Raw genomic sequence first — 18,806 nt, 5'->3', positions numbered from 1 at the left:
TGGTCCGGCTCGCGCCGCCGGTGCGTCCGGCGCGGCTGGTCCGGCTCGTGCTGGGGATGCATCCGGCGCGGCTGGTCCGGCTCGTGCTGGGGATGCATCCGGCGCGGCTGGTCCGGCTCGTGCTGGGGATGCGTCTGGCGTGGCTGGTCCGGCTCGTGCCGCCGAAGCGTCCGGCGCGGCCGGGCGCGCAGCCGTGACCGGGCTGCCCGGTGCGCCCGGCCACGGCCAGGCCCGACCGGCGGGACGGTCGTTGCTGCGGATCGGGCCGGTCAGCCTGCTGATCCGTCGTCGCGCGACGCTGGTCGCCGCCGTGCTGAGCGCGCTGCTCCTGCTGGCCGTCGTGCTCAGCCTCTCGCTGGGCACCCCGTACGTCGCCCCGGCCGACGTGCTCCGGGCGCTCTCCGGTGCGGGCACCCCGTACGACCTCGTGGTTCTTGATCTTCGCCTGCCCCGGGTCGTGCTGGCGGCGGTGGCCGGCGCGGCCTTCGGCGTGGCCGGCACGCTGATCCAGAGCGTCGCGCGCAACCCCCTCGCGAGCCCGGACGTCATCGGCATCACCCAGGGCGCCGGCCTCGCCGCGACCGTGGCGTTGACCAGCGGTGCGGCGGCGGTGCTCGTGGCGCCCAGCGCGCTGGTCGGCGGTCTGCTGGCGGCGGTGCTGCTGTTCGCCCTCGGTGCCCGGCACGGGCTGGCCGCGCAACGGTTCGTCCTCGCCGGGGTGGCGGTCGCGTTCGCCTTCCGGGCGCTGACCGAGGTGGTCATGCTCACCGCCGACCCGATCGACGGCCTGCGGGCGCAGATCTGGCTGATCGGCACCCTCGCCGGCAAGGGCTGGACCGAGGCGGCCTGGATCGCCGGCACACTCGCGGTGCTGCTGCCGGTGCTGGCGTGGGCCGGCTGGGCGCTGAACAGCACCGCCCTCGACGACGACACCGCGCGCGGCGTCGGGCTGCGCCCGGTGGCCCGCCGGATCGGGCTCGCCGGCACCGGCGTGCTCGTCGCCGCCATGGTCACCGCCCAGGTCGGCGCCGTCGACTTCGTGGCGCTCGTCGCACCGCAGCTGGCCCGCCGGCTGGTCCGCGCCGAACGGCCCCCGCTCGTCTGCGCCGCGCTTCTCGGGGCGCTCCTGCTGGTCCTCGCCGACCTGACCGGCCGCCGACTGTTCGCGCCCACCCAGCTGCCGGCGGGCGTGCTGACCGCCGCGATCGGCGGCCCGTACCTGATCTTCCTGTTGCTTCGTGGACGGCGGCGGTCGTCGTGACGCCTGTGAGGAGTCGTGTGATGCTCTCCACCCGCGACCTGGTCGTCGGCTACGACGAGCGGACCGTGCTCGACGGCCTCACCCTGGACCTGCCCACCGACGCGTTCACCGTGATCGTCGGCCCCAACGCGTGCGGCAAGTCCACCCTGCTGCGCACGATGGCCCGACTGCTCACCCCGCGACAGGGCACCGTCCTGCTGGACGGCACCGCCATCCGTGACCTGCCCACACGCGACGTGGCCCGCCGGCTCGGCGTCCTGCCGCAGAGCCCGCTGGTGCCCGAGGGCGTCACCGTGGCCGACCTGGTCGGACGCGGACGGCAGCCGTACCAGCGGTGGTGGCGGCAGTGGTCGTCGTCCGACGCCGCGGCGGTCGACGAGGCGATGGCCCTGGCCGACGTGGCCGACCTCGCCGACCGGCCGGTGGACAGCCTCTCCGGTGGCCAGCGGCAACGGGTGTGGATCGCCATGACGCTCGCCCAGGACACCGAGGCGCTGTTGCTGGACGAGCCGACGACCTTCCTCGACCTGGCCCACCAGGTGGAGGTGCTGGACCTCCTGCACCGGCTCCGCGCCGAGCGCGGCCGCACCGTGGTCGCCGTCCTGCACGACCTCAACCAGGCCGCCCGCTACGCCGACCACCTGGTCGCGATGCGCGCGGGCGAGGTGGTGGCCGCCGGCCCACCCCGGGAGATCCTCACCGCCGACCTGGTCCGGGAGGTCTTCGGGCTGGCCTGCGTCGTCGTGCCCTGCCCGGTGACCGGCGCACCCCTGGTGGTGCCCGCGCACACCGGCGGCCCGGCCCTTCCCGCGGCTGGCCCCGGCGACCCCGATTCGTCGACGGCGTCCGTACCGGACGCCCGATCCGCCGACGGTGACGCGGCCACCCCGCTCGCCGACACGTACCCCTCGAAAGGACACTGATGCGTCGTCTCGTCGCCGCTCTCGCCGCGGCCGTCGCCCTCGGGGCCGGCCTCACCGCCTGCGGTGAGAGCGACCCGGTCGCCGGCTCCGCCACCGGGGAGACCCGGGAGATCACCCACGCCATGGGCACCACCAAGGTGCCGGCCGAACCCAAGCGCGTCGTCGTGCTCGACACCGACAAGATCGACACGGCGCTCTCGTTGGGCATCACGCCCGTCGGCGCGGCGACCGCCGGCGAGGCCAAGAGTTGGCCCACGTACTTCGGCGCGGACAAGCTCGCCGGCATCAAGGAGGTCGGGGTGCTCACCGAGCCCGACCTGGAGGCCATCAACGCCCTCAAGCCGGACCTGATCCTCGGTAGCAAGTTCCGCCAGGAGAAGTTCTACGACGAGCTCGCCGCCATCGCGCCGACCGTGTTCACCGATAAGGTGGGCATCACCTGGAAGGAGAACTTCCTCCTCGATGGCAAGGCGCTCGGCCGCGAACAGCAGGCCAAGGACCTGCTCGGCGCGTACGAGAAGCGGGCCAAGGACTTCGGCGCGACCCTCGGCGACGCGGCCGCCCGCAAGGTATCCATCGTGCGGTTCATCCCGGGCAACATCCGGGTGTACGGCCCGGACTCCTTCTCCGGCATCGTCATCGGTGACACCGGCCTGGGCCGCCCCGAGCGGCAGTTGCTCGCCAACAAGGAGGACAAGCGCTTCGACCTGGTCAGCCCCGAGCGGATCAACGAGGTCGACGGCGACGTCATCTTCGTGACCGCGTACGGCGACAAGGCCGCCGCCGAGCAGAGCAAGGTGGCCGGCGGAACCCTCTGGAAGGGACTCGGCGCCGTCAAGGCCGGCAAGGCGTACCCGGTCTCCGACGAGATCTGGATGACCGGCATCGGCGTCGGCGCCGCCAACAAGATCCTCGACGACCTGGCCAAGTACCTCCCCGCCACCTGACCCCGCCCGCTCCGCCCCCGGATGCGACCGTCGATCCTCATGATCGTGCCCGAACCACGAAGTAGTGGTCTCCCGACTAGAGGGAGGCCACTACTTCCATGTTCGGGCACGATCTTGGGAGCTGGCGGCGCGGGCGCGGGTGGCCAGCGCGGCTTTGACTTCGGCGAGGAAGCCGTCGAAGTCGTCCCGGAGCCGTTTGGCGGTCACGTGCAGCACGATCCAGTCGCCGCCGAGCAGGCGGTTGAGCCGCCGGCGATCGTTCTGGAACTGTTCCGAGTTGTCGTGCCAGAGTCCGTCGTACTCCACGGCGACCTTGAACTGTGGCCAGGCGAGGTCCAGCCGCGCCACGAACCGGCCCTGATCGGCCACGACCCACTGCGTCTCCGGGCGGGGCAGGCCGGCGAGCACCAGCCGGACCCGGGTACGGGACTCCTGCGGTGACTCCGCGCCCGCGTCGGCCAGGTCGACCGCGCGCAGCAGCGACCGCCAACCACGGCGACCGGCCCGGTTCACCGCGTACTCCCGAAGGGCTGGCACGGTGGTCAGCCGGCGGGCCAGCATGGCGTCGATGATGACCACCGCCTCGACGACGTCGAGCCAACGTGCCAGGTCCCAGCAGGTACGCGTCGGGCTGGTGACGGTGACCCCGGCCCGGTCCACCGTGTCTCCCGGATCGGCCTCGCTCTGGTGCGCACGGAGCCCGACGCTGGGGCCGATCCGGGTGCCGGCGGGCACGAGGACGTCGAGCGGTTCGCTCGTTGTCGGTCTCGCGCAGCCGTAGAGACCTGCCGCGGCGCGGCCCGCGATGGCCGTGCCGGGTGGCACCAGCCAACTACTGACGGCGCCACATCTGACCGTGTGGGTGACCGGGACCTGGGCGTCGACATAAACGTCGCGGAACAGCGGTCGCCACGCCGAGCTGCGCAATTCGTTACGGGTGAGTAACCCACGCGAGACGGCGAGCGAGCCACGGAAGACGCGTCCCCGCAACTGCGGAGGCCGGCGAGGAGCTTTCGGCATGCGCATCAGGCTGGCCGACCTGCCCCGCGTCGCGCTGCCCCTGTGGATAACCGCCGCAGCGGGGTCGGACGAGGTGCGAGCCGTCCTCCCCATGATCACGCTCGAACATGGATGTAGTGGCCTCCCAGCCTGACGGAGACCACTACATCCATGTTCCAGCACGATCTTGCGGGTGCGGGTGCGGGTGCGGGTGCGGGTGCGGGTGCGGGTGCGGGTGCGGGCGGTGGGTTGTGGTTAGGCGGCGGTGGACCAGATGGCGCGGAAGGCGGCGGCTTCGCCGGCCAGCCAGCGTTCGATCTGTTCGGGCTTTGCGTCGGTAGGCATGCGGTGGGCCTGACCACGCCGGACGTCGACCAGGACCGGCTCGGCGTGCGGGAGGACCGCGTCCATGTGGCGGGCCATCAGGTGCAGGGTGGCGAGCACGGATTCCTCGCTCGGCGGCGCCTCGTCGAAGTGCAGTCGGATCGCGTCGGCGTGACCGTCGGTGTGCCGTACGCCGAAATGGGGGTTGATCTTGACGGGTAGGTCGCCGAGCATGGCCAGGGCGTCGCGGGTCTGCGCCAGGTCGAGGGTTGCCGGGTCGCCGAGGGAGTGCAGCCAGGCCGTGGCGCCGGGCACCAGCGCCTGGTAGAGCGGGCGCCAGCGCGGCTTGACCACGTCGACCACGCCGGCCAGGTGGGTGCCGCCGGTGTGGAAGGCGATGTCGGCCTTGAGCGCCTTGACGAACTGGCCGTGCGGGTTGAAGCCGGAGCGGCTGGCGCGCTGCTTGCGCAGCCCACCCACGAAGGTCGCTTTGGTGGGGCCGGTGCGGTCGACGTAGCGGGTGAAGCCGAGCAGGGTGGCGTAGGGCGTCAGGGGCGTGGAGGTGGGCGCGGTCACGGGCGTCCTCCCAGTCGTAATCCTGCAGGTCAGGATCTCTATTAGTACATACATTCTAATCGACGGGTCTGACATTGCCCAGCCAAGTTCGGGCTGCGGACGCCCCGTCTGTGCGCCTGTTTTCGGCAGCCGCAGATGTCAACAATTGCCAGTTTTGTGACACTTGTGGCGTTAGTGTGCCTTGTGGTTGTTGGGGCTGCTCGCTCGATCACTGCGGGCGACGAGGTTGCGAGGCGGACCGTCCGGTCCGACAGTGCCGCGCCTGCTCGCGACGGCTATCTGGACCTGTTGCGCACCGCAGCCCTGGTCCGCGTCGTGCTCTTCCACGTGACCGGTTGGGTCTGGCTGAGCCTGCTGGTGCCGGCGATGGGTCTGATGTTCGGCATCGCCGGCACGTTGATCGCGGCTTCCCTCGATCGCGACGGTCCCCGGGCGGTGGCCAGGCGGCTGCGCCGGTTGCTGCTGCCGTTCTGGGTGTTCGGCGTGATCACGCTGGTGGTGCTGGCCGTCAGGTGGCGGCCACAGGGCGTGGGCGAATGGGCCGGACTGGTCTGGTGGATCCTGCCCCTGCGGGTGCCTCCCGTGGGCGGACCGTCCTGGGCCTGGGTCTTCCACATCGGGCTCTGGTACATCGTCACGTACCTCTGGCTGGTGCTGTTGTCACCCATCCTGCGGCGGGTGTTCCGTCGCTGGCCGTGGCCCAGCGTCGGGGTCGCCACCGCACTGCCGATCGGCCTGCACCTCGCCGGGGTGCGCACCGGATACTTCGTCGCGGCCTACCTGTCCTGCTGGCTGCTGGGCTTCGCCCACCACGATCGGCTGCTGCATCGTGTGCCGTGGCGCTGGTACGGCTGCCTCGTCGCGGGTCTGGCCGTGGCCGGCGGGACCTGGGTCGTCACCGCCATGGTGGCCGGCGTGGCCGTCGACCTCAACCACGTCGCGGGTGGCACGACACTGTGGTCGATGGCCCTCGTCGCCGTGCTGTTGAGAGTGCGGCCCCGGCTCGTCGGCCGGGTGCCGCTGGGCGCCGTGCTGCGGGTCGTCAACGCCCGGGCGGTCACCATCTATCTCTGGCACGTCCCCGCCAGCCTCGGAATGTTCGTCCTGCTCGCGCCGGTGCTGCCGTACACCTCGGCGGTGTCGATCGTGCTGAGGCTGGCCGGAGTGTGCCTCCTGACCGCCGGGGCGGTGCTGCTGTTCGGCTGGATCGAGGACGTGGCCGCGCGCCGTCCCGCGACTCTGCTCGGTTCCGGAGCACCCGGCGGCGGACGATACCGCCACCGGGCGCGGCACCTCAGAGCTGACCGACGTCGGTGATCCGGACGACCGCCGCGCCGACCTCGTCCGAGGCGACGAGGTCGATCTCGGCGCTGATGCCCCAGTCGTGGTCGCCGTCCGGGTCGTCGAAGATCTGCCGGACGGTCCACTTCTCCCGGCCCTGCTCGATCATGAGCAGCGCCGGGCCGCGGGCGTCCGGACCGACCCCGATCGAGTCGTACGCCTCGAAGTAGGGCGTCAGGGCGTCGGCCCACGCGTCGTAGTCCCAGCCGTCGGCGGCGTCCAGCTCGGCGAGCAGGTCCCAGCGGCGCAGCGCCGCCAGCTCGACCCGACGGAACAGCGCGTTGCGCACGAGTACCCGGAACGCCCGCGCGTTGCGGGTCACCGCCGGTGGCCGGTCGGTCAGGGCGGCGTGCGCCTGGGCCACCTCGGCCACGTCGGACGGGTTGCGCAGCCGCTCCCACTCGTCGATGAGGCTGGAGTCGACCTGGCGGACCAGCTCGCCCAGCCACTCGATGAGGTCGATCAGCTCCTCGGTCTTGGCGTCCTCGGGGACGGTCTGGCGCAGCGTCTTGTACGCGTCGGCCAGGTAGCGCAGGACCAGGCCCTCCGAGCGGGTCAGCCCGTAGAACTGCACGTACTCGGTGAAGGTCATGGCCCGCTCGTACATGTCGCGGACGACGGCCTTGGGGGAGAGCTGGTGGTCGGCGACCCAGGGGTGACCCTGCCGGTACATCTCGTACGCGGCCTCCAGCAGCTCGGCGAGCGGCTTCGGGTGGGTCACCTCGTCGAGCAGTTCGAGGCGGGCCTCGTACTCGATGCCCTCGGCCTTCATCGCGGCGACCGCCTCGCCGCGCGCCTTGAACTGCTGCGCGGACAGGATCTGGCGGGGGTCGTCGAGGATCGACTCGATCACGCTCAGCACATCGAGGGCGTACGACGGGGATTCGGCGTCGAGTAGCTCGATGGCGGCGAGGGCGAGGGGGGAGAGCGGCTGGTTGAGGGCGAAGTCGAGCTGGAGGTCGACGGTGAGCCGTACCCGGCGGCCGGTCTCGTCCGGCTCGGGCAGCTCCTCGACGACCCCACCGGCCCGCAGCGCCCGGTAGATGGCGATGGCCCGGCGGATGTGCCGGCGCTGCGCGGCGGGCTCCTCGTGGTTGTCGGTGAGCAGGTGCCGCATCGCCGTGAACGCGTCGCCGGGGCGGCCGATCACGTTGAGCAGCATCGAGTGGCTGACCTGGAAGCTGGACGTCAGCGGCTCCGGCTCGGCCTCCACAAGGCGGTCGAAGGTGGGTTGGCCCCAGCCGATCGAGCCCTCCGGCGGCTTCTTGCGGACCACCTTGCGCCGCTTCTTCGGGTCGTCACCGGCCTTGGCGAGCGCCTTCTCGTTGTCGATGACGTGCTCGGGGGCCTGCACGACGACCCGGCCGATGGTGTCGTACCCGGCCCGGCCGGCCCGCCCGGCGATCTGGTGGAACTCACGGTTCTTGAGCAGGCGGGTACGGACCCCGTCGTACTTGCTCAGGCCGGTGAACAGCACCGTGCGGATCGGCACGTTGATGCCGACGCCGAGCGTGTCCGTGCCGCAGATGACCTTGAGCAGGCCGGCCTGCGCGAGGGTCTCGACGAGGCGGCGGTACTTGGGCAGCATGCCGGCGTGGTGTACGCCGATGCCGTGCCGGACCAGCCGGGACAGCGTCTTGCCGAAGCCGGAGGTGAACCGGAAGCCGCCGATCGCCTGCGCGATCATGTCCTTCTCGGCGCGGGTGCAGACGTTGACGCTCATCAGCGCCTGGGCGCGTTCCAGCGCGGCGGCCTGGGTGAAGTGCACGACGTACACCGGGGCCTGTTTGGTCTCCAGCAGCTCCTCGAGCGTCTCGTGCAGCGGCGTCATCGCGTACGAGAAGATCAGCGGGACCGGCCGCTCGGCCGAGCGCACGACGGCGGTGGGCCGCCCGGTGCGGCGCGTCAGGTCGTCGACGAAGCGGGTGGTGTCGCCCAGGGTGGCGGACATCAGGATGAACTGGGCCTGTGGCAGCTCGATGATCGGCACCTGCCACGCCCAGCCCCGGTCGGGCTCGGCGTAGAAGTGGAACTCGTCCATGATCACCTGGCCGACGTCGGCCCGGTCGCCCTCGCGCAGCGCCAGGTTGGCCAGGATCTCCGCCGTGCAGCAGATGATCGGGGCGTCGGCGTTGACGCTGGCGTCACCGGTGAGCATGCCGACGTTCTCGGCGCCGAACACCTCGCAGAGCGCGAAGAACTTCTCCGACACCAGCGCCTTGATCGGCGCGGTGTAGAACGTCGTCCGGTTGTCGGCCAGAGCCGCGAAGTGCGCGGCGACGGCCACCAGGCTCTTACCCGAGCCGGTGGGCGTGTTCATGATCAGGTTGGCGCCGGAGACGATCTCGATGACCGCCTCCTCCTGATGGGGGTAGAGGTCGAGGCCGCGCTCCTTCGCCCAGCCGGCGAACGCGTCGAAGAGGGTGTCGGGGTCGGCGCTTCTCGGCAGCGCGGCGGTGAGCGTCATAGCGTGTCCATGGTGCCTGGATCATGCCCTCCGGCGCCAACCAGGTTGTCGTGCGACCCGCTCAAGGCGTTGGGAAGGGCCCCTTTTACAACGCCAGGCGTTAACAGGGGGCCCTTCCTTACCGTCGGCGGTAGATGAGATCGGCGACCGGACGGCCCGCCGTGATCGCCCGCCGCTCGAACTTCGTCACCGGGCGGTGCGCCGGGCGGGGCGCGAAGCCGCCGTACGCGTCGACCAGCTCCGGGTCCGCGTCCAGGGTCTCCCGCATCGCCTCGGCGTACTCGGCCCAGTCGGTGGCGCAGTGCAGCACCCCACCGGGCGTCAGCCGGGAGCGCAGCAGGGCCACGTGCGACGGCTGGATGATCCGCCGCTTGTGATGCCGGGCCTTCGGCCACGGATCGGGAAAGAACACGTGTACGGCGTCCAGCGCGCCCTCCGGCAGGCCGCTGACCAACTCCAATGCGTCACCCCGAGCAACCCGGACATTCCCCAGGTCAGCGCGGTCCACCAGGTCGAGCAGGTTCGCGATTCCCGGCGTGTGCACCTCGACCGCCAGATAATCTCGGTCCGGGTCGGCGGCGGCCATCGCGGCCGTGCTGTCTCCCATGCCCGAGCCGATCTCCAGCACCACCGGGGCCCGGTGGCCGAAGAGGGCGGCCAGGTCGACGGGCTCGCCCGACACGTCCAGGCCGTACGAGGACCAGAGCCGGTCCAGCGCGTCGGTCTGCCGGCCGCTCATCCTCCCCCGACGGGGGTGGAAGGTGCGGATCGTCCGGCCCGTGGGCGGGACGATGGCGGGGTCAGGGTCGGTGATGGTCACAGCGCCCCGAGCGTACGCGACTTCGTCTGCGGATCGGATGTGATGTGCGACCGGGAATGAGAGGATCCGATTGGTACGGCAGGCCGGGCGGTCCGCTGCCCGGCGCGGTCCGACGGCGTCGAGAGGGGGCATCGTGACAGTGACCCGCGGCGGCGTGCTCCTGTCGGTGGCGGCCATGCTCGCCATCCCCCTGCTCAGCACCGCTCCCGCGCTCGCCGCCCCGGCAACGCTGGCCACGCCGCCGGCCCCCGCCACTGCGCCCAGCGGGCCGTCCGACCCCCTGTCGACCGCCTCCGACTGGCCGCTCGATCCGCTGTCGGCCGGCGCCGCAGCCGCCCGGCCGCTCGACGTCCTGCCGGTTGCCGCGCCCGCGCCCGCGCCGCTCGACGTCCTGCCGGTTGCCGCGCTCGCGCCGCAGCCCGGAGGCGTGCCGGGTGGTGCGCCACAGCCCACTCCCGTGGTGGACGTCTTCGTCGAGGTGAGCCCCAGCACGGTGCAGCCCGGCTACCTGGTCGGCATCCGGGCCAGTTGCCGGGACAACTCGATCGGCGCCACCGTCGTCTCGGACGCGTTCGGCGCCGTCGGCGTGCAACCGCAGGGCGGCGTGCTCACCGCCGCCCCGATGGTGCGCGAGCGCACCCGCCCCGGCAACTACCGGGTCAAGCTGGAGTGCCGCGACGGTGAGACGGCCTCGACCATGCTCCAGGTGGTCAAGAAGGTCCCCTCGGGTCCCAGCCGAGGGCCGGCGACGGGCTTCGGTGGCACCGCCGGGGGAATGACCGGCAAACTGCTGCTGCCCGGCGGTGCCGCCTTCACGGTCGCTGGCCTGGTCCTCGCCGTGGTGGCCCTGCGCCGGCCCCGTAGCGTCGCGCGCCGCTGAGGCCGCCATGGAAATCTTCCGCCCCACACCGCCGCCGCCCGGATCCCGTCCGCCCATGGGTTCGCGCCCGTCCGCCGGCTCGTGGCTGCCCGGCGATGCCCGCCCACCCGGCGAGGCCCACCCACCCGCTGTCGCACGCCCGTCCGGGGATGCCCGGCAATCCGCTGCTGCCCAGCAGGCCGGCAATTCGCGCCCGTCCGTTGGCGCGAAGCCCTCGCCGGTGTCCCGCGCGTCGCGTGTCTCCGGCGAAGGCCCGGCGGTGGCCGCCCGTCCGCCGACCGCCGTCGCTCCCCGGCGCAGCCGTCCGACCGGGCGTAGCCCCTGGTCGGTGCCGCTGGCCGTGGTGCTGGTGCTGGTGGGCGTCTTCGCCACCGGCGCGGGGCTGGGTCGTTCGGTCGGCCCGCTCGACCTGACCCCGGCCGGTGGCGACCGTCCGGCGCGCAGCGAGACGGTCGGCCTGTCGGCCAGCCGCCCGGTACGACTCACCGTCCCGGCGATCAAGGTGGAGGCGCCGGTGGCGCCGGTCGGGCAGGCGTCGGACGGCACGATCGCCGTTCCGCCGCTGGAGAAGCAGAACGAGACCGGCTGGTACGACCGGGGGCCGACGCCCGGCGAGCCCGGTCCGGCCGTCATCGTCGGGCACGTGGACACCAAGAGCGGCCCGTCGGTCTTCTACAACCTGGGCAAGCTGAAGCCCGGTGACCTGATCGAGGTGGTCCGGGCGGACCGGTCGACGGTGGTGTTCAAGGTCGACACGGTCGAGCGCTTCCCGAAGGACCAACTCCCCGCCGAGCGCATCTACGGGCACGAGGGCCCCGCTGGGCTCCGGCTCATCACCTGCGGCGGCCAGTTCATCGGCGGTCGCACCGGCTACGAGGACAACGTGATCGCGTTCGCCACCCTCCAGTCGTCCCGCAAGCCCTGACCGCCGGGCTTGATCCACACGAGTTCGGTGATGTCGGGGTGTCCCGGTGGAGCTGCACCCCGATTTCGCCGAGACCGAGTCGATCAACCGGCCGCAGCGTCGGTCAGGGCTGGGGGACTCGCAACGCCACCTCGAACTCCAGCAGGGTCGCGCCGCTGGAGACCGGCGGACGGGGCGTCTCGCCGGGGGCGGTGGCGTGCGCGGCGCGGGCGGACCCCGAGGCCCAGGCCTGGTACGCCTCCTCGCTCTCCCACCGCGTGTAGACGAAGTAGCGGGTCTCGCCGGCCACCGGGCGGAGCAGTTCGAAGCCGAGGAAGCCGGGGGAGCCCTCCACCGCGCCCGCCCGCGCCGCGAACCGCTTCTCCAGCTCGGGGCCGGCGTTCGGGGGAACCTCGATTGCGTTGATCTTCACGACTGCCATCTGCCCACCCTAGCCAGCCCCGGCGCCCCTGCGGCGGGAGCGCCGGAGGTCAGAACGCCTCGACCGCCGGAACGAGGTCCGCGTCGACCACGATCGGCGCGTGGTCGGAGGGGCCCTTGCCCTTGCGGGCCTCCCGGTCGACGTACGCCGAGCGGACCGCTCGGCTGAACGGCGCGGAGGCGTACACCAGGTCGATCCGCATGCCTTTGTTCTGGTGGAACATCCCCGCGCGGTAGTCCCAGTACGTGAAGGGGTGCGGCCCCTTCATCGGCGTCGGCACCACGTCGTTGAGGCCGAGGTCGCGCAGCGCGGCGAGGGCGGCCCGTTCGGCCGGGGTGACGTGTGTGGAGTGGGTGAACACCGCCGGGTCCCAGACGTCGGCGTCGGTCGGGGCGACGTTGAAGTCACCGCAGACGGCCACCGGCCGGCCGCCGGCCAGCTCCGCTTCCAGCGCGTCGCGCAGCGCCGCGAACCAGGCGAGCTTGTACGCGTAGTGCGGGTCGTCGGGCGTGCGCCCGTTGGGGACGTACACCGACCAGACCCGCACCCCGTCACAGGTGGCGGAGATGGCCCGAGCCTCCGGCTCGGGAAAGCCGGGCTCGCCCGCGAAGCCGACGCGGACGTCGTCGAGGCCGACGCGGGACAGGATCGCGACCCCGTTCCACCGGCCGTCGCTGTGGCTGGCCACGGTGTAGCCCAGCTCGCCCACCTCGGCTACCGGGAACGCGCCGTCGGGGCACTTCGTCTCCTGCAGGCAGACGACGTCGGGCCCGGTGCCGTCCAGCCATTCCAGCAGCCGGGGGAGCCGGGCCTTCACCGAGTTCACGTTCCAGGTCGCCAGGCGCATACGTCCACCCTGCCGTATCCGCCGCCCCGACGCCGCCTCAGCCGCGTGCCGTGTCGCCGCCGGGTCAGCTCCCGGGAGTGTCACCCGGGCGGGTCTGTTCGGCCAGGAACCGTTCCAGCTCCGCACCGAGTTCGTCGGCGGTGGGCAGCGGGCCGGCGTCCGGCGCGAGCAGGCTCCGCTCGCCGCGTCCGCGGGCGAACGCGTCGTACTGCTCCTCGAGGGCCTGGACCAGCGCGGCGGCGTCCTCGGTCTGGGCGACCTGCCGGTCGATCTCCACCCGGACCACCTCGGCGGCCGAGCGCAGGCCGTCGCCGGGCAGCAGCAGCCCGGTGCTGCGGGACACGGCGCTCAGCAGCACCTCGGCGGCGGCCGGGTACTCGGTCTGCGCCACGTAGTGCGGCACGTGGGCGGCGAAGCCGAGCGCGTCGCGGCCCTGCTCGCCGAGGCGGAACTCCAGCAGGTGGCCGACGCTGCCGGGCACCTGGACCCGTTGCAGCCACGGCTCGTACCCACTGATCAGCTCGGGACGGGTGGCGTGGGCCGTCACCCCGGTCGGCCGGGTGTGCGGGACCGCCATCGGGATCGAGTTGAGCCCGACGGTGAGCCGTACGTCGAGCCGGGCGGCGAGCCCCGCGACGGCGGCGGTGAACCGCTCCCACTGCAGGTCCGGCTCGGGGCCGGTGAGCAGCAGGAACGGGGTCTCATCGTCGTCGTGCAGCAGGTGCAGCTCCAGCTCCGGCGCGTCGAAGCTCTCCCAGTGGTCCTCGTTGAAGGTCATCACCGGTCGCCGGGAGCGGTAGTCGAAGAGCTGGTCCACGTCGAAGGTGGCGATCGGCCGACCCTCGAGCGAGGTGAGCAGTTGCTCGCGGGCCAGCCGGCTCGCGTTGCCGGCGTCCACGAACCCGGTGAGGGCCTGAATCAGGACCGGCTGCCCGAGGTCGGGCAGATCGTCGGTGAGCTGGTAGAGCTCGTGTGGGTCGAGCACCGGTGCGGACCTCCCTGGAATGTGCCTGTTCGGGTGCCGTCGCGACGGACAGCACTCGGTTCGGGCAACGTACCCGCCATCCTGGCGCATTCCTGCGTCGGGCGATCCGTCGCCCGCCCGGTGGGCACGATCGGACGAACCACCCGATTACGCCGATCGGCCGATGGGCGGTTCGGCCCAAAGGCCGAGTTTGTCGATCATGTCGGGTCGCGCGGACCGATGTCCGTCCCTGTCGCGGTCCGTGCCCGCCTGCACGCCGCGCCGCTTTCCTCCGGTACGCGAGGTTCGTTCCCCGGGCGGGTCGACCCGCCCCAGTCGTCCACCGGTGATGCCTGTTTCTGTGGCGATGACCACGTGATCACCGTGCGTGATCGGGGCTCCGGCCTGCCTAGCCTCGGCTGATGCGTGACGACGGCACCCTCGACGACCCGTACGCCCCGAGTAGCCCCACTGCCGAAACAGAGGAAGGCACCTCAGCCGAACGGACAACCGCCGCGAGTCGGCTCCGGGCGTACGCCCGCGACCTGAGCGGTCGACGCCGCGCCCAGGTGGCGCTCGCCACCGGCGTGGTCTGCTGCCTCGGTCTGGCCGCCGCCGTGCAGGTCCGGGACCAGGACACCGGCGCGCAGTCGCGCGAGAAGACCGCCGGCGTCGAGCTGGCGCAGCGCGCCGAGCAGCAGACCGCATCCCGCGGGCTCGACCGCTCGGCGGCCCCGTCCGCCACCCCGTCGGCGTCCACCACCCCCGCCGACCCGGACACCACCCCCCGCGCCCGCAAGGTCGCCCCGGCGAAGCCGACCCGCCCGGCGCCCGTCGCCGGCCTGGACAAGGCCCAGATGGAGAACGCCGAGGCGATCGTCCGCGCCGGCCGCAAGATGGGCGTCCCGCGCCGTGGCCTGGTCATCGCGGTGGCGACCGCCATGCAGGAGAGCAACCTCTACAACGTCGCCAGCGGCGTCCTGCCGGAGTCGCAGGACTACCCGCACCAGGGCGTCGGCTGGGACCACGACTCGGTCGGTCTGTTCCAGCAGCGCTCCAGCAGCGGCTGGGGTCCGGTCGGTCGGTTGATGGACCCGGAGTTCGCGACCCGGCAGTTCCTCACGGCACTCGAACAGGTGCCCGGCTGGCAGCAGATGCGCCTCACCGACGCCGCCCAGGCGGTGCAGGTCTCCGCGTACCCGGAGTACTACCAGCAGCACGAATGGCGGGCCACCCGGGTCGTCGACGCCATCGTGCCGAGCGGGCGGTAGCCTACCGACCACTATGGACGGTGAGGGTTGAGCCTGTCGCGTCCCGGGTACATCCGTTGCGGGTGCGGGGTACACATGACTGAGGGATCACCGACAGGAGGACGTTATGTCTCTAATGCAGCGGATCAGCACTTTCCTGAGATCGCCCAAGGGTCAGCAACTGGTGGACCGGGGTCGGCGCGAGCTGGCCAAGCCGGAGAACCAGCAGAAGCTCAAGGGGTTGGCCAGCCGCCTGTCCAACCGCCGTCGCTGACCGCGTCACCGGCCGTCCTGCCCGTACCCACCCCTGGGGAGACCCGGTGACCGACACCCCGCCCGCCGGCGGTCAACCCGCCGCGCCCACCCCCGAGCCGTCGGCCGACGCGCCGGTCGCGCCGCCGGCCACGCCCGAAGGCCCGCCGGCGCGGCTGTGGGACCGGATGCGTGACGATCCGCAGTACGCCCCGGAGCACCTCGCGCTGGAGGCGGTGCGCCGACTCGGGCCGGAGGCCGCGCAGTGGGCCGCCCGGGCCCGCAACGACCACCCCGGCGTCTCGTCCGACGTCCTGGCCGACCAGGCGGTCCGCAAGTTCGTCAACCTGGCCCGGCTGTCCGGGGCGGTCTCCGGCGCGGCCGGGCTGCCCGGCGCGGTCCTCGACGTCGGCGTGCTGGCCTGGACCCAGGCACGGATGGTCCTGCACGTCGCCGCCGCGTACGACGTCGACCCGCTGCACAGCGACCGGGCCACCGATCTGCTCGTGCTCCAACGGGTGCACAAGGTCGCCGAGAGCGCCCGCCTGGCGCTCGGGGTGGCCGCCGGCCGGGAACGCGCCGACGCGCTCTTCGGCCTGGGCGGTCAGCGTCCGCTGGGCCGGGTCATGTTGCAGCTCGGCGTCCGGCTCGCCCAGATGGCCGGTGTGCGGGCGGCCAAGCGCGTCATCGCCAAGATCGTCCCTGGGGCGGCGATCGTGCTCGGCACCTGGGCCAACTCGTCCGCCACGAAGGACCTGGCCGAGCGCTCGCGGGCGCTCTACGGTCGCCGCGGCACCGCCGTTCCGGAGCCCCGCCGTTCCTGATCCGCCCTCGCGCGCGGGCTGACTCAGTCGGCGAGTCCGGAGGAGCGCCAGGTCACCTCGGCCAGCCGGTCCTGGCCGGTGGCGTTGGGGTGGAACCAGTCCAGCGGGTTGAGCAGGTCCAGGGTGAAGCGCACCCGGTGCGCCGCGCCTCCGTCGTGCCGGCAGCGCGAGCCGTACGCCCGGCAGGCCGCCACCAACTGCACGTTGTACGCGTCGATCCGTTCCCGGACAGCGGCCCGGCGGGCCTTGTCGGCGGCCGCGTTCGACGTCGCGTTGGCCAGGAGCGCCGGGCAGATGCCCCGCTTCCACGCGCGCGTCGCCCGTCCGTCGGTGTGCCCGACCTCCCAGAGTCGGTACAGGTCGGGGATGCTCACCACCAGTACCCGCGCCTTCGGCCGGCCGGTACGCAACGCCCGCAGGCCCCGGTCGACGTCGGTACGGAACGTGGTCACCGGCGTCATGGCGTCCACCCCGCCCCGGCAGATGTCGTTGGCGCCGATCAGCACGGTGACGTAGTCGACGCGGTCCCGTACCGCTGCCTGGGCCTGGCCTTCGAGGGCGTCGGCGCGGGCGCCGGGCCGCGCGTGGTTGTACGCCCGGCCGCGGATCGCGGAGTCCTGGTCGAGCAGTCGCCGGTAGTGGCTGTTGACCCGCAGACCGTCCCCGGTGGACCACGAGTTGCGCTCGCAGGAGGTGAGGACCAGGCAGGAGGCGAAGCCGGTGCTGATCGAGTCGCCGAGCGCGGCGATGCCGCCGGGACCGCCGGACGACGGCGCGCTCTTCGTGGGGCGCGGTGACGCCGACGTGCCACCCTCGCAGGCCAGTGCCACCAGTGCGGCGAGGCAGGCCAGGGCGGCGATCCAGCGTCGAGGCATGACATCCCCTGTCTCGCAGCACAGAGCGACAGCGCGGTAACTCTAAGCGCTGGACCCGGTTGGGCGGGAAGTTGCTGTCGGGTATGCGGCGAAGGGGCCTCGGACCTGCCGTCGGGATGCTATAAGTGCCGCCGCGCGTGGGGTCGTCTGGCCACCGGTTAACACCCCCGATCGCGGGTAGATCGTTGGGTATGACGAGATCGCAGCCCCGGCGCGCCCGTGGCACGGTCGGGCACGCGTACAGCGCCCTCAACCTGCGGCTCACCCTCGCCAGCTTCGGACTGGTGATCATGGTGATCTTCGCGGTGCTGGCGTTCTGGGCCGGGATCGCCTGGCTCGGCGTGCTCTGCGCGATCCTCGCGGTGGTCGCCGTGGTCGATCTGGTCGTGATCCAACGCCGCCGCGCCGCCCGCCGCCGCGAGGAGCCGGGCGTACGACACTCGCTGTTCGAGTGACAGGAGAAACGAAATGCCACACATCGCCACCACCAACCCCGCCACCGGTCAGGTGCTCAAGACCTACGAGGCGATGTCCACCGAACAGCTCGACGCCGCCATCGAGCGCACCGATCTCGCGTACCGGCAGCTGCGCGGCACCGGCGTCGAGGAGCGCGCCCGGTGGATGAACGCCGCGGCCGACCTCCTCGACACCGAGCGGGACGAGATCGCCCGGATCATGACCACGGAGATGGGCAAGACGTACGCCGCCGCGCAGGCCGAGGTGACCAAGTGCGCCACGGCCGCCCGCTTCTACGCCGACAAGGCCCCGACGTTCCTCGCCGACGAGCCGGCCGACGCCGCCGCCGTGAAGGCGACCCGGGCGTTCATCCGCTACCAGCCGATCGGCGTGGTGCTCGCCGTGATGCCGTGGAACTTCCCGCTCTGGCAGGTGATGCGCTTCGCCGCCCCGGCGTTGATGGCCGGCAACACCGGCCTGCTCAAGCACGCCTCGAACGTGCCGCAGACCGCGCTGCTGCTGGAGGACGTGTTCCGCCGCGCCGGCTTCCCGGAGGGCGCGTTCACCACCCTGCTGGTCGGCTCGGACGCCGTCGAGCGCATCCTCGCCGACCCGCGGGTACGCGCCGCGACGCTCACCGGCAGCGAGGCGGCCGGGCGGTCGATCGCGCAGATCGCCGGGCGGGAACTCAAGAAGACGGTGCTGGAGCTGGGCGGCAGCGACCCGTTCGTGGTGATGCCCTCGGCGGACCTGGACCGGGCCGCCGAGGTCGCCACCACCGCCCGCTGCCAGAACAACGGCCAGTCCTGCATCGCCGCCAAGCGCTTCATCGTGCACACCGACGTCTTCGACGCGTTCGCCGAGAAGTTCGCCGCGAACATGGCCGCGCTGCGGGTCGGCGACCCGATGGACGGCGACACCGACGTGGGGCCGCTGGCCAGCGAGCACGGCCGCGACGAGGTGCACGCCCAGGTGCGCGACGCGGTGGACAACGGCGCGACGGTGCTCTGCGGCGGTGAGCTGCCCACCGGCGACGGATGGTTCTATCCGCCGACCGTCGTCACCGACCTGACGCCGCAGATGCGCATGTGGTCCGAGGAGGTGTTCGGTCCGGTCGCCGGCCTGTACCGGGTGTCGTCCTACGACGAGGCCATCGAGGTGGCCAACGGCACGAGCTTCGGGCTCGGGTCGAACGCCTGGACCCGGGACGCGGCCGAGCAGGACCGCTTCGCCACCGACCTGGACGCCGGCAACGTCTTCGTCAACGGCATGACCACCTCGTACCCGGAGCTGCCCTTCGGCGGCGTGAAGAACTCCGGCTACGGACGGGAGCTGTCCGAGCTGGGCATGCGGGAGTTCTGCAACACCAAGACGGTGTGGGTGGGCGAAGGGGCGGCGTCGGCCGGCGCGGGCGCGCACGCCGAGTAGCACGCATCACCGGACGTCGTCGTGGG

Annotated in this window: 20 protein-coding genes; 12 read left to right on the top strand and 8 right to left on the bottom strand. The window is 72.3% G+C overall.

What is annotated here, in order from left to right; genetic code table 11:
• Positions 1-47 precede the first annotated feature (47 nt).
• The 4 genes from ABZ272_RS13695 to ABZ272_RS13680 are packed head-to-tail and all read left to right on the top strand — an operon-like array spanning position 48 to position 3,131.
• Positions 48-197, top strand: a complete 150-nt coding sequence (locus ABZ272_RS13695) for a hypothetical protein (protein ID WP_355050265.1) — start codon at positions 48-50, stop codon at positions 195-197.
• Positions 194-1,261, top strand: a complete 1,068-nt coding sequence (locus tag ABZ272_RS13690; RefSeq protein ID WP_355050264.1) for an iron ABC transporter permease — start codon at positions 194-196, stop codon at positions 1,259-1,261. Before ABZ272_RS13695 ends, ABZ272_RS13690 begins: the two co-directional genes overlap by 4 nt.
• 5 nt (positions 1,262-1,266) lie before the next feature.
• Complete coding sequence (locus ABZ272_RS13685) at positions 1,267-2,184, top strand: ABC transporter ATP-binding protein (RefSeq protein WP_355050263.1); 918 nt, start codon at positions 1,267-1,269, stop codon at positions 2,182-2,184.
• Positions 2,184-3,131: an iron-siderophore ABC transporter substrate-binding protein gene (locus ABZ272_RS13680; RefSeq protein ID WP_355050262.1), complete on the top strand. Its 948-nt coding sequence runs from the start codon at positions 2,184-2,186 to the stop codon at positions 3,129-3,131. The genes ABZ272_RS13685 and ABZ272_RS13680 overlap by 1 nt, the downstream gene beginning before the upstream one ends.
• A gap of 90 nt (positions 3,132-3,221) precedes the next feature.
• Here the strand turns inward: ABZ272_RS13680 and ABZ272_RS13675 are convergent, their stop codons facing one another.
• Both ABZ272_RS13675 and ABZ272_RS13670 read right to left on the bottom strand, forming a co-directional pair.
• Positions 3,222-4,151: a hypothetical protein gene (locus tag ABZ272_RS13675; protein WP_355050261.1), complete on the bottom strand. Its 930-nt coding sequence runs from the start codon at positions 4,149-4,151 to the stop codon at positions 3,222-3,224.
• 234 nt (positions 4,152-4,385) lie between these two features.
• Positions 4,386-5,030 carry a hypothetical protein gene (locus ABZ272_RS13670; RefSeq protein ID WP_355050260.1) on the bottom strand — a complete coding sequence of 215 codons (645 nt, stop codon included), beginning with the start codon at positions 5,028-5,030 and terminating at the stop codon, positions 4,386-4,388.
• 135 nt (positions 5,031-5,165) lie between these two features.
• On the opposite strand from ABZ272_RS13670, the gene ABZ272_RS13665 reads away from it, so the two are divergent.
• The gene (locus ABZ272_RS13665) at positions 5,166-6,347 is read left to right on the top strand and encodes an acyltransferase (RefSeq protein ID WP_355050259.1); all 1,182 of its coding nucleotides are present in this window, start codon (positions 5,166-5,168) and stop codon (positions 6,345-6,347) included.
• Here the strand turns inward: ABZ272_RS13665 and ABZ272_RS13660 are convergent.
• Both ABZ272_RS13660 and trmB read right to left on the bottom strand, forming a co-directional pair.
• Positions 6,325-8,838, bottom strand: a complete 2,514-nt coding sequence (locus tag ABZ272_RS13660; protein ID WP_355050258.1) for a DUF3516 domain-containing protein — start codon at positions 8,836-8,838, stop codon at positions 6,325-6,327. The two genes, ABZ272_RS13665 and ABZ272_RS13660, sit on opposite strands and share 23 nt — an antisense overlap.
• A 118-nt stretch (positions 8,839-8,956) precedes the next feature.
• The gene (trmB, locus tag ABZ272_RS13655; protein WP_355050496.1) at positions 8,957-9,577 is read right to left on the bottom strand and encodes a tRNA (guanosine(46)-N7)-methyltransferase TrmB; all 621 of its coding nucleotides are present in this window, start codon (positions 9,575-9,577) and stop codon (positions 8,957-8,959) included.
• A 211-nt stretch (positions 9,578-9,788) separates the two neighbouring features.
• Between trmB and ABZ272_RS13650 the strand changes: the two genes are divergently transcribed.
• Together ABZ272_RS13650 and ABZ272_RS13645 are read left to right on the top strand one after the other, a co-directional pair.
• A complete protein-coding gene (locus ABZ272_RS13650; protein ID WP_355050495.1) occupies positions 9,789-10,538 on the top strand; it encodes a hypothetical protein in 750 nt (249 codons plus the stop codon).
• 259 nt (positions 10,539-10,797) lie between these two features.
• Entirely contained in the window at positions 10,798-11,463 is a 666-nt protein-coding gene (locus tag ABZ272_RS13645) for a class F sortase (protein ID WP_355050257.1), read from the top strand.
• Between the two features lie 103 nt (positions 11,464-11,566).
• Here ABZ272_RS13645 and ABZ272_RS13640 read toward each other — a convergent pair whose 3' ends face one another.
• The 3 genes from ABZ272_RS13640 to ABZ272_RS13630 form a co-directional block, all read right to left on the bottom strand.
• Positions 11,567-11,884: an antibiotic biosynthesis monooxygenase gene (locus ABZ272_RS13640; RefSeq protein WP_355050256.1), complete on the bottom strand. Its 318-nt coding sequence runs from the start codon at positions 11,882-11,884 to the stop codon at positions 11,567-11,569.
• A gap of 49 nt (positions 11,885-11,933) precedes the next feature.
• Positions 11,934-12,731, bottom strand: coding sequence for an exodeoxyribonuclease III (locus ABZ272_RS13635; RefSeq protein ID WP_355050255.1), 798 nt, complete (start codon positions 12,729-12,731; stop codon positions 11,934-11,936).
• A 64-nt stretch (positions 12,732-12,795) separates the two neighbouring features.
• A complete protein-coding gene (locus ABZ272_RS13630) occupies positions 12,796-13,716 on the bottom strand; it encodes a PAC2 family protein (RefSeq protein WP_355050254.1) in 921 nt (306 codons plus the stop codon).
• 401 nt (positions 13,717-14,117) lie between these two features.
• On the opposite strand from ABZ272_RS13630, the gene ABZ272_RS13625 reads away from it, so the two are divergent.
• The 3 genes from ABZ272_RS13625 to ABZ272_RS13615 all read left to right on the top strand — a co-directional run bounded on the left by ABZ272_RS13625 (position 14,118) and on the right by ABZ272_RS13615 (position 16,021).
• Positions 14,118-14,966, top strand: a complete 849-nt coding sequence (locus tag ABZ272_RS13625; protein WP_355050253.1) for a peptidase M23 — start codon at positions 14,118-14,120, stop codon at positions 14,964-14,966.
• Positions 14,967-15,072: 106 nt separating this feature from the next.
• Positions 15,073-15,219 carry a hypothetical protein gene (locus tag ABZ272_RS13620; protein ID WP_355050252.1) on the top strand — a complete coding sequence of 49 codons (147 nt, stop codon included), beginning with the start codon at positions 15,073-15,075 and terminating at the stop codon, positions 15,217-15,219.
• A 46-nt stretch (positions 15,220-15,265) separates the two neighbouring features.
• Positions 15,266-16,021: an EcsC family protein gene (locus ABZ272_RS13615; protein ID WP_355050251.1), complete on the top strand. Its 756-nt coding sequence runs from the start codon at positions 15,266-15,268 to the stop codon at positions 16,019-16,021.
• Positions 16,022-16,044: 23 nt separating this feature from the next.
• Here the strand turns inward: ABZ272_RS13615 and ABZ272_RS13610 are convergent, their stop codons facing one another.
• A complete protein-coding gene (locus ABZ272_RS13610; RefSeq protein ID WP_355050250.1) occupies positions 16,045-16,896 on the bottom strand; it encodes a GDSL-type esterase/lipase family protein in 852 nt (283 codons plus the stop codon).
• A 191-nt stretch (positions 16,897-17,087) separates the two neighbouring features.
• On the opposite strand from ABZ272_RS13610, the gene ABZ272_RS13605 reads away from it, so the two are divergent.
• Both ABZ272_RS13605 and ABZ272_RS13600 read left to right on the top strand, forming a co-directional pair.
• The gene (locus tag ABZ272_RS13605; protein ID WP_355050249.1) at positions 17,088-17,351 is read left to right on the top strand and encodes a DUF6343 family protein; all 264 of its coding nucleotides are present in this window, start codon (positions 17,088-17,090) and stop codon (positions 17,349-17,351) included.
• Positions 17,352-17,364: 13 nt separating this feature from the next.
• Positions 17,365-18,780, top strand: a complete 1,416-nt coding sequence (locus tag ABZ272_RS13600) for an NADP-dependent succinic semialdehyde dehydrogenase (protein ID WP_355050248.1) — start codon at positions 17,365-17,367, stop codon at positions 18,778-18,780.
• The last annotated feature ends 26 nt before the right edge of the window (positions 18,781-18,806 follow it).

Origin of the sequence: Micromonospora sp. NPDC005979 (assembly GCF_040614415.1) — a bacterium.
Lineage (GTDB): Bacteria > Actinomycetota > Actinomycetes > Mycobacteriales > Micromonosporaceae > Micromonospora.
Note: the sequence above shows the minus strand (reverse complement) of the source record. Positions and strands in the feature narration are given on the sequence as shown.